The organism is Neoakkermansia glycaniphila, assembly GCF_001683795.1.
In the GTDB taxonomy this organism is placed as follows: domain Bacteria; phylum Verrucomicrobiota; class Verrucomicrobiia; order Verrucomicrobiales; family Akkermansiaceae; genus Akkermansia; species Akkermansia glycaniphila.
The window spans coordinates 1-13,206 of the sequence record NZ_LIGX01000004.1 but is presented as its reverse complement, the minus strand read 5'-3'; the positions used below and the strand labels follow the sequence as shown (position 1 = coordinate 13,206).

At 58.0% G+C, this 13,206-nt stretch carries 12 protein-coding genes; 5 read left to right on the top strand and 7 right to left on the bottom strand.

Going from position 1 to position 13,206, the window contains the following annotated elements:
• Nucleotides 1–593: tetratricopeptide repeat protein (locus AC781_RS13605; protein ID WP_141675705.1), on the bottom strand; the 593-nt coding region annotated here is incomplete at its 3' end.
• A gap of 592 nt (nucleotides 594–1,185) precedes the next feature.
• Between AC781_RS13605 and rpiB the strand changes: the two genes are divergently transcribed.
• Nucleotides 1,186–2,871, top strand: a complete 1,686-nt coding sequence (gene rpiB, locus AC781_RS02400; RefSeq protein WP_067772920.1) for a ribose 5-phosphate isomerase B — start codon at nucleotides 1,186–1,188, stop codon at nucleotides 2,869–2,871.
• A 75-nt stretch (nucleotides 2,872–2,946) separates the two neighbouring features.
• On the top strand, nucleotides 2,947–3,555 hold the full coding sequence (locus tag AC781_RS13215) for a TatD family hydrolase (protein WP_083076430.1): 609 nt from the start codon (nucleotides 2,947–2,949) through the stop codon (nucleotides 3,553–3,555).
• 10 nt (nucleotides 3,556–3,565) lie between these two features.
• On the opposite strand, the gene AC781_RS02385 is transcribed toward AC781_RS13215, so the two are convergent.
• The 5 genes from AC781_RS02385 to AC781_RS02365 form a co-directional block, all read right to left on the bottom strand.
• Nucleotides 3,566–6,058: an ATP-binding cassette domain-containing protein gene (locus AC781_RS02385; RefSeq protein WP_067772911.1), complete on the bottom strand. Its 2,493-nt coding sequence runs from the start codon at nucleotides 6,056–6,058 to the stop codon at nucleotides 3,566–3,568.
• Entirely contained in the window at nucleotides 6,055–6,714 is a 660-nt protein-coding gene (locus tag AC781_RS02380; RefSeq protein WP_067772908.1) for a bactofilin family protein, read from the bottom strand. The genes AC781_RS02385 and AC781_RS02380 overlap by 4 nt, the downstream gene beginning before the upstream one ends.
• A 92-nt stretch (nucleotides 6,715–6,806) precedes the next feature.
• Nucleotides 6,807–7,388, bottom strand: a complete 582-nt coding sequence (locus AC781_RS02375; RefSeq protein ID WP_083076427.1) for a bactofilin family protein — start codon at nucleotides 7,386–7,388, stop codon at nucleotides 6,807–6,809.
• A gap of 259 nt (nucleotides 7,389–7,647) precedes the next feature.
• Nucleotides 7,648–8,121: a RidA family protein gene (locus AC781_RS02370; RefSeq protein ID WP_067772905.1), complete on the bottom strand. Its 474-nt coding sequence runs from the start codon at nucleotides 8,119–8,121 to the stop codon at nucleotides 7,648–7,650.
• A 93-nt stretch (nucleotides 8,122–8,214) separates the two neighbouring features.
• Nucleotides 8,215–8,652, bottom strand: coding sequence for a hypothetical protein (locus AC781_RS02365; protein ID WP_067772901.1), 438 nt, complete (start codon nucleotides 8,650–8,652; stop codon nucleotides 8,215–8,217).
• 193 nt (nucleotides 8,653–8,845) lie between these two features.
• On the opposite strand from AC781_RS02365, the gene AC781_RS02360 reads away from it, so the two are divergent.
• The 3 genes from AC781_RS02360 to AC781_RS02350 all read left to right on the top strand — a co-directional run bounded on the left by AC781_RS02360 (nucleotide 8,846) and on the right by AC781_RS02350 (nucleotide 12,558).
• Nucleotides 8,846–9,298: a YbjN domain-containing protein gene (locus tag AC781_RS02360; RefSeq protein WP_067772898.1), complete on the top strand. Its 453-nt coding sequence runs from the start codon at nucleotides 8,846–8,848 to the stop codon at nucleotides 9,296–9,298.
• A gap of 36 nt (nucleotides 9,299–9,334) precedes the next feature.
• Entirely contained in the window at nucleotides 9,335–10,144 is an 810-nt protein-coding gene (locus AC781_RS02355; protein WP_067772895.1) for an enoyl-ACP reductase FabI, read from the top strand.
• Between the two features lie 197 nt (nucleotides 10,145–10,341).
• Nucleotides 10,342–12,558: a family 20 glycosylhydrolase gene (locus tag AC781_RS02350; protein WP_172801725.1), complete on the top strand. Its 2,217-nt coding sequence runs from the start codon at nucleotides 10,342–10,344 to the stop codon at nucleotides 12,556–12,558.
• 331 nt (nucleotides 12,559–12,889) lie between these two features.
• Here AC781_RS02350 and AC781_RS13920 read toward each other — a convergent pair.
• On the bottom strand, nucleotides 12,890–13,206 hold a 317-nt coding region (locus AC781_RS13920), incomplete at its 5' end, for an autotransporter domain-containing protein (protein ID WP_176712481.1).

Here is a 13,206-nt window from a genome sequence, read left to right as displayed (position 1 = left end):
ATGCTATTCTGTGCGTCAGAGTTTCCTTTGAGTGCAGCTTTCATGTACCATTCAAAGGCTCTTTCTAGGTTCTGGGTGTTGTCAATATCACTGTCATAAAGTCGGCCAAGGAGATATTGAGCAGCTGCATTATCTTGTCGAGCTGCTTTGGACGCCCATTCAAAAGCCTGAATATGATCTTTTGAGGTACCGTCTCCGTTAAAATAATAAGCAGCAAGATTGTATTGCGCTTTACCATGCCCTTGTAGAGCGGCTTTCATAGTTAAGTCAAAAGCACGATGATAATCTCGTGGCAACAACTTACCTTGATGATAACACCCGCCTAATATACATTGAGCATCAGCATACCCTTGATCTACCGCCTTATGAAGCAATTCTACTGCCCTTTGATAATCCTTGGGAACTCCCTCTCCTTTCCCATAACGAAGCGCCAAGGCGACTTGCGCTTTGGGATCACCCTGTTCCGCCTGTGTAATCAAAATGGTAAGAGAAGTGTTTTGTTCATGGGAGGCGGGGGGAGCTTTTATTTCCGAAGCATAATTTGTATGCGCCAGAAGAAAAAAGGCCATACTGTAGTATATTATTGTTTTCATGTTGCTGTGGTGTAAAGAACTATATCTTTAGAATAAACCTTTATAACCTGCTCCGTATATCGGTGCGCGCGAGGCATGTCGTTGAGGGATTGCGGGTTCGTCGGTTGCGTGGGGAGAATAAGGGGAGGGGATCATAAAACCGATTGTTGTTTTCTCTATACAGACAAATTAGTGTTTTGTCAATTTCTGTTTTATATTGTATGGCGAATAGAAGAAGAAATAACAGCAGAAGTGTTTTGTTTCAGTTATTTTTACTTTTTGTAAAATGTGGTCTTTGTTCCCTAACTGGTGGGGTAGTATTCGCGACATACTTGGTTTTGCGGAGGAGAATTTTTTATCTTTTTTCTAAAACAACCCCTGATAATATTTTTTCGTCACAAGACATTGGTACGTGTAGAGATATGTGTTGAAACGGTGAAAACCCTCTCGCCATCGCCGTATGAGACGATCTCCCCTTTTCTCATCATCGCCATGCGGAGGCGGTATTCATGATGAATATGAAGGAAATCTCCTGTTTGTATGAATGACTTGGGGCTTGATGTCGGCGGTGGTGTCCTGTATAGTGGGCGGGCATTCAGTGCATGCTCACACCATGAACCAGAAATTACGTATCTCTGTAGGCTCCGATCACGCCGGGGTGGATTTGAAGGAAGTCATCGTCGATCAGCTTCAGGAATGGGGCTATGAGGTGGATGATGTCGGTACCTACAGCAAATCGTCCTGCGATTATTCCGATTATGCAAATGCCGTTTCCCGCAAGGTGGTGGACGGTGTGAGCGATCGCGGCATTCTGATCTGCCGCTCGGGTATCGGTATGAGCATTGCCGCCAACCGCTGGGTCGGCATCCGTGCCGCTCTCTGCCGCACGGCTGTTCCGGCTATTCTTTCCCGCAATCACAACAATTCCAATGTGCTTTGCCTTGCTGCCGGGTTCGTGAATTCCGACGATGTGCCTGAAATTCTCGAATCCTGGCTCGAAGCCGAGTATGAAGGCGGCCGCCATGAGCAGCGTTTGCTGAAGGGCGCAGGCAGCGCTCTCGCCGTGAGCGATCCCGATCTCGCCAAGCTGATTCAGGAAGAGCAGGATCGCCAGAATAACAATATCGAGCTGATCGCTTCCGAGAATTTTGCATCCCGTGCCGTGCGCGAAGCCCAAGGTTCGGTGCTGACGAACAAGTATGCGGAAGGTTATCCCGGCAAGCGCTGGTACGGCGGTTGCGAAGTCGTGGACCAGGTGGAACAGCTTGCGATCGACCGTGCGAAGGTGCTGTTCGGCGGCGATCACGTGAATGTGCAGCCGCATTCCGGCTCTCAGGCCAATATGGCCGTTTACTTCTCGGTGCTGAAGCCCGGCGATACGATTCTGACGATGGATCTTTCCCATGGCGGCCATTTGACGCACGGCCATTTCGCCAATTTCTCCGGCAAGCTGTACAATGTGGTTCATTACGGCGTGTCGCAGGAAACGGAGACGATCGATTACGACGCTCTGGAAAAGATGGCGATGGAAGTGAAGCCCCAGATGATTACGGCCGGTGCGAGCGCCTACTCCCGTACGATCGATTTCGAGCGCATGGGCAAGATCGCCAAGGCTTGCGGCGCGTATCTTTTCGTGGACATGGCCCATATCGCCGGGCTTGTGGCGGCGGGCGTGCATCCGTCCCCCATTCCTCATGCCGATTTCGTTTCGACGACGACGCACAAATCCCTGCGCGGCCCGCGCGGCGGCATGGTGTTCTGCAAGGAAGAGTTTGCGAAGAAGCTCGACGCCACCGTGTTCCCGGGTACGCAGGGCGGTCCGCTGATGCATGTGATCGCTGCGAAGGCGGCTTGCTTCGGCGAAGCGTTGAAACCTTCGTTCAAGGAATACCAGACGCAGGTGGTGCGCAATTCGGCGGCCATGGCGAAGAAGCTCGCCGATCTCGGTTTCCGTATCGTTTCCGGCGGTTCGGACAATCACGTGTTCATGGTGGACCTTCGCAACAAGGGTATCAACGGTGCGGAAGCACAGGTGGCTCTGGACAAGGTGGGTATCACGGTGAATAAGAATTCGATTCCCTTTGACACGGGTTCTCCGATGAAGCCGTCGGGCATCCGCATCGGGACGCCTGCCGTGACGACCCGCGGCATGAAGGAAGAAGATGTGGAGCAGGTAGCGGAGTTCATCTCCCGCACGCTGGCGATTTTTGTCGCCCAGCAGATTCATTCCGACCCTTCGGCCTACGACGCGCTGCGTGAAGAAGTGACGGCGTTCAACCGCGCCTTCCCGATGCCGTAAGCGCTGGAAGGTTGTTCCGGTATTTTTTCAAGGCTCCGCAAGTGTTTTGCGGAGCCTTTTTCCTGAAAGGCTGCCATGTTGTTCGATGCCCATACGCATGTCGATTCCGGTATTCCGGGGAATCTCTGCGCCGTGCGCCGGGAGGATTGGGATCGCGTGCTGGAAACTTGCGGCATGGTGCCGTTTCTCGGCGTGCATCCGTGGTATGCCGCCGGGGTGGATGCCGAGCGTTTGCGGAAGGATCTGGAAGGGTATCTGGAAATGTTTCCCCGGGCGCAGGTGGGGGAATGCGGGCTGGATGCTTCGCCGAAGTTCCGGGGTTCTCTTCCGGAGCAGGTACAGGTGCTGGATGTGCAGCTCGATGCGGCGTTTCGATATGGCCGGAGCGTGCATTTGCACGGCTCTCAGGCATGGGGAAGGCTGATCGATATGCTGCGTGAGCGCGGGCGACGCAAGGCGCTTCCTCCGTTTTTGCTGCATGCGTGGAACGGTTCGCCGGAGCTGGCGAAGGAGGCGGTGAAGCTGGGCGGGCGGTTTTCCGTCGGTGTGCGGGAGCTGGGATCGCCGAAGGCGGCGGAGAGGTTGCGCTGTATTCCGCAGGAGTTGCTGGCGGCGGAGAGCGATGATGAGCCTGCCTCTTTGCCTGAGGCGGTGCGGCTGCTGCAGGAGCTGGCGGCGAGGTGAGCCGGGCCGGTCAGGATTCCGGCATGCTGCCGAGCCATGCAGCGATGCCTTGTTCTCCCCGGGCAATGAGTTCCGCCGGAGTGCCCTGGGCGACGATGGTTCCGCCGTCTGCACCGGCGCCGGGGCCGAGGTCGATCAGGTAATCGGCGGCTTTGAGGATGCCGGTGTGGTGTTCGATGCACAGGATGCTGTGCCCGGCTTGACGAAGGGAATGGAGAGCTTGCAGCAGGAGCGCCGTTTCGTGGAAGTGGAGTCCCGTGCTGGGCTCGTCGAGGATGAAGAGGATGTGTTCGCCTGTGCCAAGGCGTTTTCCGGATTTCGGGGAGGCTTTGGCAAGGTGGGTGGCGAGCTTGATGCGCTGGGCTTCGCCGCCGGAGAGCGTGGTGGCCGAGCGGTCGAGAGTGAGGTAGCCGAGGCCGATGTCATGAAGGCATTGCAGGATGTTGCGTGCTGCCGGGATGGGGCGGAAGAATTCGAGGGCTTCGGCGACGCTGAGGGCGAGGACCTGAGCGATGGATTTGCCGCGCCATGTGACTTCGAGGGTTTCCCGGTTGTAGCGTTGGCCGTGGCAGGCATCGCATTCCGCATACACGTCTGCCAGAAAGTGCATGTCCACTTCCAGCAGGCCGGTGCCGCCGCAGCGTTCGCAACGGCCTCCGCGCGTGTTGGTGGAGAAGCGGGCTGCGGTGTAGCCCCGTTGCTTGGAGAGAGGCAGGGAGGCGTAGAGAGGGCGGAGGACATCCAGCAGCCCTGTGGCGGTGGCCGGAGTGGAGCGCGGCGAGAGGCCGAGCGGCTGCTGGTCGATGACGATGGTGCGGGTGATGGTGGAGCCGTTTTCAAGGTTGCCTTCACGGATGGCGGGGATGAGGCAGTCTTCGATGAGGGTCGATTTGCCGGAGCCGGAGGGGCCGGAGAGGCAGCAGAGGGCGCCGAGCGGGAAGGTGAAGTCGATGTGGCGGAGGTTGTGCGCATGGGCATCGCGAAGGGTGGCCCATGTGCAGGATGCGAGATCGAGAGGTTGCCCGGCGGGCAGGGTTTTGCGGCCGGAGAGCCACGCGCCGCTGGGTGAGGAGGGATCTTGCAGAATGTGTGCGTAGCTGCCCTGTGCCAGTACGGCGCCGCCTTCGGGGCCGGAGCCCGGCCCCATTTCGACGATGTGGTCGGCGATGGCGAGGAGCTGGGGATCGTGTTCGACGACAAGGATGGTGTTGCCTTTGTCGCGGAGTTGCTGCAGGGCGGAGATGAGTTTTTCCGTGTCCTGCGGGTGGAGTCCGATGGTGGGTTCGTCGAGGATGTAGAGGACGCCCGAGAGTCCGCCGCCGAGTTGTCCCGCGAGCCGGGCACGCTGGATTTCTCCGCCGGAGAGGGTGGAGACGGGGCGTGCGAGGCTGAGGTAGCCGAGGCCGAGCGATTGGAGGCAGTGGAGGCGTTTGGAGAGTTCGTCGATGATTTGCCGGGCGGGAGCGGAGAGGGCTTCGGGAATGGCGGCCTGCGGAAGAAGGGCGATGTTGTCGTCGATGGTGAGGGCGCAGAAGGCTGGCAGGTTCAGGATGCGGGCGGCGAAGTCGATGGTGACGGCACGGGCGGTGGCATTGAGCCGGTAGCCGCCGCATGCGGGGCAGAGGGTTTCTTTACCGTTCTGCTGGATGGTGCCGCTTCCCTGGCATTCGGGGCATGCTCCTGCGGGCGAGTGGTAGGAGAAGCTTTTCGGGGAGAGGTCGGGCAGGGTGAATCCGGTTTCGTTGTTGCGGTAGCGCGTGTAGTAGGTGCGGGTTTCTTCAGCGGCTCCGGGTTCCTGAACGATGGCTCGTACCTCGTCGGGAGAGATGCGGAGGGCGGTCTGCAGGGAGTCTGCCAGCCGCGAGAGGATGCCGGGGCGCACGACGATGCGGTCGATGACGAGTTCGGCATTCGCGGTGTCCGTGCCGGGGGCGATGTCTTCCAGATCGAGGATTTCTCCGCGAAGCCGGATGCGAAGGTAGCCTTGCTTGCGGAAGTCGAGAATGTCGGATTCGAGGTCGCTGCCGAAGCCGGGAGGAAGGGGTGCAAGCAGGGTGAGCCGCGTGCCTTCTGGCAGGGCGTCGAGCTGGCCGGATATTTCGTCCGGGCTGAGTTTGGTAAGCTGTGCGCCTGTATCCGGGTCATGCGGTACGCCGATGGCGGCATAGAGGATGCGGAGGTAGTCGAGGGTTTCCGTGAGTGTGCCGAGGAGGGTGCGGGTGTGTCCGGCAGGGATGTTCTGCTCAAGGCAGAGGGCGGGCGGAAGGCCTGTGATGGAGTCGAAGGCGGGTTTTTCGGGCTGGGCGAGGAGCTGGCGCGCACGCGGGGCGAGGCAGTCGAGAAAGCGGCGGCGCGATTCGGCGAAGAGAGTTTCGAAGGCGAGGGTGGATTTGCCCGATCCGGACGGCCCCATGAGAGCGATGATTTTGCCGGAGGGCAGGTCGAGGTCGAGATGCCGGAGATAGTTCTGGGCGGCTCCGCGGATCTGGATGTCGGGGGTCATGCTGTGGTTTGTTGCGGAGGCAGGAATCTTTGGCCGCGGTGGATGCCTCCTTCGTCGATGACGAGTTCGGCGGCGGCGACGTCCCCCAGCAGCCGGCCTCCCCGCGCGATGGTGACGCGGCCCATGGCCTGAATGGTACCCATGAGGGTGCCCTGGATGAGGGCGTCCTGAACGCGCGCTCCCTTGCGCAGGGTGACGGAGCCGCGCCGCTCGATGTGCAGGGTGTGGGCGGTGATCCATCCGGCTACGGATGTTTCACTGGAGATGCTCATGGTGCCCGTGCAGTGGAAGGAGCCGGAGCCTTTGCCCTGCATGGCGAGCTTATGGCAGCAGATGTTCAGGTGGTTGATGTTGACGTCGGATCGGATGAGGACGTCTCCCTGCGTGCGGATGCGCCTTTTGGAGGAGCCGGGGAAGATGGTGACGTCCCCGAGGTTGATGTAGGCGTGGCAGTAGCAGCATTTGGCGGAGAGCGCCGCCAAGGGGACTTCCGATGAGCGCCTGCATTCGTAGCAGACGACGGCACGCGTGGGGATGTGTGGGGGCCGGGCAGGCCGCTCGCGTATTTTTTCCTTGTCGCGCTGAATCCGCAATTCTTCTTCCGACAGTATGCCGGACAAAGTTTCGGTGATGCGCGGCTTGGGATGGAAGTTCACGGCGGGTGGCAAGGCAGGTTCCTGCCTGAAAAGGGAGATGCCGTCGTATCACGGCTCTCCCTGTCAAGGCTGGATGTGCGGCGCGTCCGGGATCAGCCGAGGAGATCGGCGGCGGGTTTGTCTTCCGCCTTGTGCTTTTTGGTGTCCATGACCGGGGTCGGGATGGACTGGGGCGATCCGACGGTGGAGCGGCCGATGAAGACTGCTCCTGCCTGAATGGCGAGGGAGGAGGCGATGACGTCGCCCACGAGTTCGGCCGTGGAGGAAAGTTCGACGCGGTCGGTGACGGTGACATTGCCCGTGACGCGGCCGTGGATGATGGCGGAGCGTGTTTTGATTTCGGCCTGGATGCTGGCGTTCGTTCCGACTGTCAGTACGCCGTCGGATGTGATTTCGCCTTCCACGGAACCGTCGACGAGGAGGTCGTCCGTGAAGCGGAGGGTGCCGACGACGGAGACGTCGGAGTTCAGCACGTTGCGGACGGAGCCGGCGGGAGCCGGGGTATGGGATACGGGCGTGAAGTTCGAGACGGGGGCGGGATTGCTGAAGAGGGATTCGGGGACGACGGGTTCCGGAGCTGGAGCCGGGGCGGCCCATGCATTGGCGATGTCGTCGTTATCGAAAGGAGCGGGAGCAGGTTCGGCCGGAGTGACTTTTTTGTAGTTTTTGAACATGGTATGCAGTATGGTTGAAAGGTTTGAGCGCTCAAGTACGCAACGCGGTTATCCTATCGTGTAAGCGACGTTTTTTCAATGAGAAAATTCGTCAAGCGGGAAAAAGTTGCCCGCTTGTGGAGCCGCTGCCGGCAGGGTGTTCCATGTTGGTTCCCGACATCAGTTTTACGTCTGTGGCAGCAGTGGTCTTTCATGCTTCCGCAAAAAAACGTGCAGGAGAAGTTTCCTGCACGTTTGCCAAGAGGGAAGGATGTTCGCTTCAGCCTGCGTAGTCCGTTTCGCACTCGACGATCATGCTGATTTCGACAGCGACGTTGAGGGGGAGGGATGCGACGCCGACGGCCGTGCGCGAGTGGGCGGCTTCCGGGCCGAAGAGTTCGACGAGCAGGTCGGAAGCTCCGTTGAGGACTTTCGCGTGGTCGGTGAAGTCGGGCGTGCAGTTGACGAAGCCGTTGACGGCGACAATGCGGGTGAGCAGGTCGAAGCCTCCGAGATGTTTTTCAATGACGGCGAGGCGGTTCAGAAGCGCATAGCGTGCCGCCTGCTGGGCTGTGGCGAGGTCGATGTCCTGACCTACCTTGCCGTAGATGCCCTGGTCGCCATTGACGGAGATGCCGCCGGAGAGGTAGAGCAGGCCGTTGGCCTGGACGCATTGGACGTAGGAGCCGACGGGTTCGGGTGCCGGATGTATGGACAGGCCGAGTTCGATGAGTCGATCGTTGTTGAAAATCATGGTTGTTGATCTTGGTTGAATGGAATAGCTGGCCGTGATTCGGCCTTCCTGCACTTTAGCGGAGCAGCTTGGCGGACGCAAGGAAGTAAATCGTCAGTGACCGTTTTTTCCCGTATTTTGTTGGGTGCGCTCCTGTGCTTCCCATGCTTGCAGTGCCGTGCGCAAGGCTTCGTCATCTCCGTTGGAGGCCCGGGAATACTGGAGCCATGCGCGGCTTCCTTCGTCGCGGAGTCCGATGATGGTCCGGTGTTTCTGCAGGTTGATATTCAGTTCGGGCGTTCGGATGGTGACATCGGGTGCATAGGTCACGTAATCCGGAATGCCGGGGTTGCTTGAGGTGTTCTTCCACCATGTCCGGAGGCTTTGCTGCACGTCTTCGCGCCCGGCGGAAGGCAGATCGTTCGGTTTGCCGGCGCGGTAAACGGTGATGGAGGCGTCCGCAAAGTCGGGGTTCTGCGGCATGTCCGGAGAGCATCCTGCGAGGAACAGGACGGCGGCGGTTGCCGGAAGGATGGAAAAGGGATGTCGCATGCCTGATTGATAACAAAAACGGCTCTCTTTGTCAAAGGGGAAACAGGCGGCGCGGTGCGTCATTTCTGCGTCTTATTTGCCCCGGAAACGAAGCTCTGGCTTGACGATGGCTTCGCCGCAGTGTAGATTCAAGGCGAAAAGAGGGCATTCCGATCTGCGAATGCTGGGGAACAGAAATATACCAAGTCTTATTATGGACAAGCCAAAGAGTCTTTTGAATGATGTAAGCTCCTTTCTGCTGAAGCGCGGAGAAGAGTTCGAATGGATCACGATGCCGGGCGATCCCGGAGACAGGATCGGTCTTGCCTACGTGCAGTTCGATACGTCTCTTCCGTGCAGCTTCATGTTCACGGAGGTGCAGAAGCCCCTGACGCTGGTTCTCGACGTGCTTTTCGCTTCCCGCATTGCGTCGCAGGATTACGCCGAAGTGGGTCTGCTGCTGCAGTCGCTGAACGCCAATCAGCCGCACGGTTCATTCATGCTCGACATGGAAGCCGGGTATGTCTATTTCCGCCAGACGCTCGTCGTCGAAGGCCTTGAACTGAGCGGCGAACAAGTCGCCAATGCCGTTCGCAACATGGAAGCGACCGGTGTCGATATGGCCAACAAGTACGCCGAGATCATTTCCCGCGAATTCTCCGCCTGACCGTGCGGAACCCTTTTACCAACATACAACCATATTATGTGCAGCAAACCATTGGAAGGAAAGGTCGGCATCGTCGTCGGCGTCGCCAACAAGCGCAGCATTGCGTTTTCGATTGCCAAGGCATGGCATGATGCCGGAGCCAAGCTGATTTTCAACTATCAGGGCGAACGCCTGAAGGACGGTGTCGTCAAGCTGGTGAGGGAATCTTTCGGGGAAGATACCCCGGTGTTCGACCTTGATGTGTCCTGCGATAAAGCCATCGACGAGTTCTTCCGCAATGTGGCCTCCTGCACGGATCGTGTGGATATGCTGCTGCATGCCGTGGCATTCGCTCCCGGCAAGGATGAAGCCGGCAATCCGATCGAAGGCCCGCTTGGCGGACGTTTCGTGAAGACTCCCCGCGATGCGTTCAAGACTTCGCTCGATATTTCCGCCTATTCTCTGATTGCCCTGTCGCGTGGCGTCGAGCCTCTGATGAAGGATGGCGGCAGCATTATCGCCATGAGCTATCTCGGTGCCGAAAAGGTGGTGCCGAACTACAATCTGATGGGCGTCTCCAAGGCAGCCCTCGAAGCGACGACTCGCTATCTTGCCTACGATATGGGGCGTGCCTCCAATATCCGTGTGAATTGCATCTCCGCCGGTCCCGTGCAGACGCTTGCCGCCCGCGGCGTTTCCGGTTTCGGGGAAATGATCAAGGTGTATGCGGACCGCGCCCCTCTGGGCCGTTCCTGCTCCGGCGAAGAGCTGGGCGCTACTGCCGTGTTCCTCGCATCGGAAGGTTCCGCCAGCATCACGGGCCAGGTCCTCTATGTGGACGGCGGCTACGAAATCATGGGCATGTAAGGATTGTCCATCCTGAATTTGACACAAGGCGCATCCTGACCGGGTGCGCCTTGTTTTCGTTTGGCGAAAGGATGGGTGCAGCATGAACCGATCATTTATATAACGGATGGACAATCTGTGCTTTGCGCGTGTTTCGAATGCTGTGGAGATGGCCTTTTTAGCTTGATGAATTCGTTTCTCATGGTATCATGGCGCCGATGACTAAGTTTACTTCCATCATGGCGCTAGGGATGGTCTTGTTTTGCGGGCAGGCTCCGGCTGCTGAAACGATTCCTTCGGAGAAGCTTTATCCGTGCGACGGTGACAATTACATGAGGTTTGCCGTCGATGCGCCGCCTTTGATGCCGATGCCGCAGAAAGTCGACTGGAAGGGTAAAGCCCTTGCTTTCAAGGAAGCCTCCGTTTCTCTTGCCGCTACGGGAAAGCAGGCGGACTCCGAGCAGATGAAATTGATCGTCAAAGAACTCGGGGAGTATCTGAAGAGCCACCATATCGCCGATGGTACAGGAAAAGAAGCTCTTGCCATTGACTTTTCCATAGCGGACAAGGATTTGCCGGGTGTGCCTGCCGACAGGCAGGATGAAGCCTATCTGCTTTCCATTGCCGACGGCAAGGTGACGGTGACGGCTCGCAGCACGAAGGGGCTTTACTACGGTTACCAGACGCTGAAGCAGCTGATCGTACGCCGGAACGGCGTGACGACGGTGCCCGTGTGCTCCATCACGGACTATCCCGATTATGCCATCCGCGGCTTTATGAACGATGTGGGCCGCAATTATTTGCCCATCGACCTGATTCACAAGGAAATCGATGCCATGGCCCGCGCCAAGATGAATGTGTACCATTTCCATTTTACAGAAGGTGAAGGCTGGCGGCTGGAGAGCAAAATTTTCCCGCAGTTGAACGATGCCAAACATTTTACGCGCTTTCCGGGCAAATATTATACCCAGCAGGAATTCAAGGATCTGGTGGAATACTGCCGCCTGCGCAATATTACGGTTGTTCCGGAAATGGACATGCCGGGACATTCCGCCGCGTTCCGTCGCGCCATGGGTATTACCAAAATGGAAGATCCCCGTGCAACGGAAGCTCTCGAGAAGTTGATTGCCGAGCTGGCTTCGCTCGTTCCGGCAGACAAGATGCCGTATATTCATATCGGCACGGATGAAGCCCGAGGGCCGGAAGTGGTCAGCAAGGCTACGGTGACCCGGTATTTTGCCGCCGTGGAGAAGGCTGGGCGCAAGGCGATCCGCTGGCAGCCCGGCATTCATCCGGACGCTCAATACAAACCGGTCGAGCAGCTTTGGATGGGCAGGCAGGCCCGCCATGCGTGGCCGTCGTCAGGTGCCGAATATATCGACAGCCAGGAGAATTACACGAACCATCTGGATCCCTTCGAGGCGGCAATGACTTATTTCTTCCGTCGCCCGTGCCCGTATCAGGGTGCCAAGGGGCTTGGCGGTTTTGTATGCAGTTTCCCGGACTTGCCGATGACGGATTCGGCCCACCATTTGACGCAGAATCCGAATCTCGTGAGTATCGCAGCAGGTGGGGAAGGCTTGTGGAACGGAGTTCTGAAATTCACCGAGCCGCGCCGAACCACGGGCAAGGTGGCGCCGATGGCAGACGAGTATTTCTCGTATTTCAGCAACCTTCCTTTGCAGGGGGATCCGGCTCTGGAGAAGTTCGCCCGGTTCGAAGACCGCCTTGTGGCGTTGCGCGACCGTTTCTCCTGGAAGGAGCCGTTCAATTATGTGCGCCAGTCCAATATTCCGTGGAAGATTGTCGGCCCGTTCCCGCATGGCGGCAAGACGGATACTTCGTTCAGCCCCGAGGAGATGCTGAAGACGGGTAAGGTGGAAACGGCCTACACGGCTCCCGACGGTGGGAAGTTCAGTGTCCATAAGGAAATCTATACGGGCGCGACGATTATTTTCAAGCACTATTGCGATTTCCCGACTTTGTTCAACAAGGGCAAGATGGGCGCGCATCCCGGCGTCAATACGACCTATTATGCGACAACGTATATTTACTCGCCCAAGGAGCAGGATGTGCCTTTCTGGATTAGTGGGCAGACATGGCCTACATCCGATTGGCGCAACGGTCCCGTCAGCGTGCCGGGCAAGTGGTTCCATGCCGACACGAAGTTCTGGGTCAACGGGAAGGAAATCGCACCTCCCGTCTGGAAGACTCCCAATCAGGGAGTTTCCCATGTGGATCACAATTACCAGTACCGCGAACCGACGATGATCCGTCTGAACAAGGGCTGGAACCATGTGCTGGTGAAAGCTCCGAACAATAAATCCGCCCGGCGGTGGATGTTCACATTCGTCCCGGTTCAGCCTGTCGAAGGTGCGGACTATATGAATGTGAGGGAGTACCTCGGACTGAAATTCTCGGTGAATCCTCAATAAAAATCATTCCATGAACAAAGGGCTGCCTTCATGCAAAGGCAGCCCTTTTTTTGTCGCAGAGGAGAACTGGCCGCCGTCGTTCGGGCACAACGAGCCAGTGCAGGGCAAGGTTATTGGCGCGTAACAGGAAGGGATAAAAGCAGGGGGGGGGGGAATGCGGCCTTGAACCTGTTGATTTATGCCCGGCTGCAAGCTGGCGGGAGGCCTTATGCGAGAATACATCCGGATTGCATTGACAATGTTTATATCACGATACGCAAAAGCCGGAGGGGGCATTTCCCCTCCGGCTCTGCCGTTGCGTGGTTGCGGTCGGTTGGTTTGCGCCGTTCCTTTAGAAGTTGTAGCGGTAGCCGATTCCTCCGCTTACTTCCGTGCTCCGGCTGCGCGCATCAAGGTTGATTTCCATGAAGATGCTGCTTTGCAGTTCGACCGGTATCGTGAGTCCGAGGCCTACTTCCACTCCCGTGCTTCCGGGTTTGATTCCTTCTACCGTGCGTTTGTACCCTTTCGCGTCCGCAAAGGCTACGTCCGCTTCTACCTGCCGGTCTCCCACGTCCTGCAGGAGCATGGCCCGCGCTTCGAGGGTGGCCGTCCGGTTGAAGAGGTTTTGCCCGACGGAGGCGATGTAGCGGCCGCCCACTCCTACCG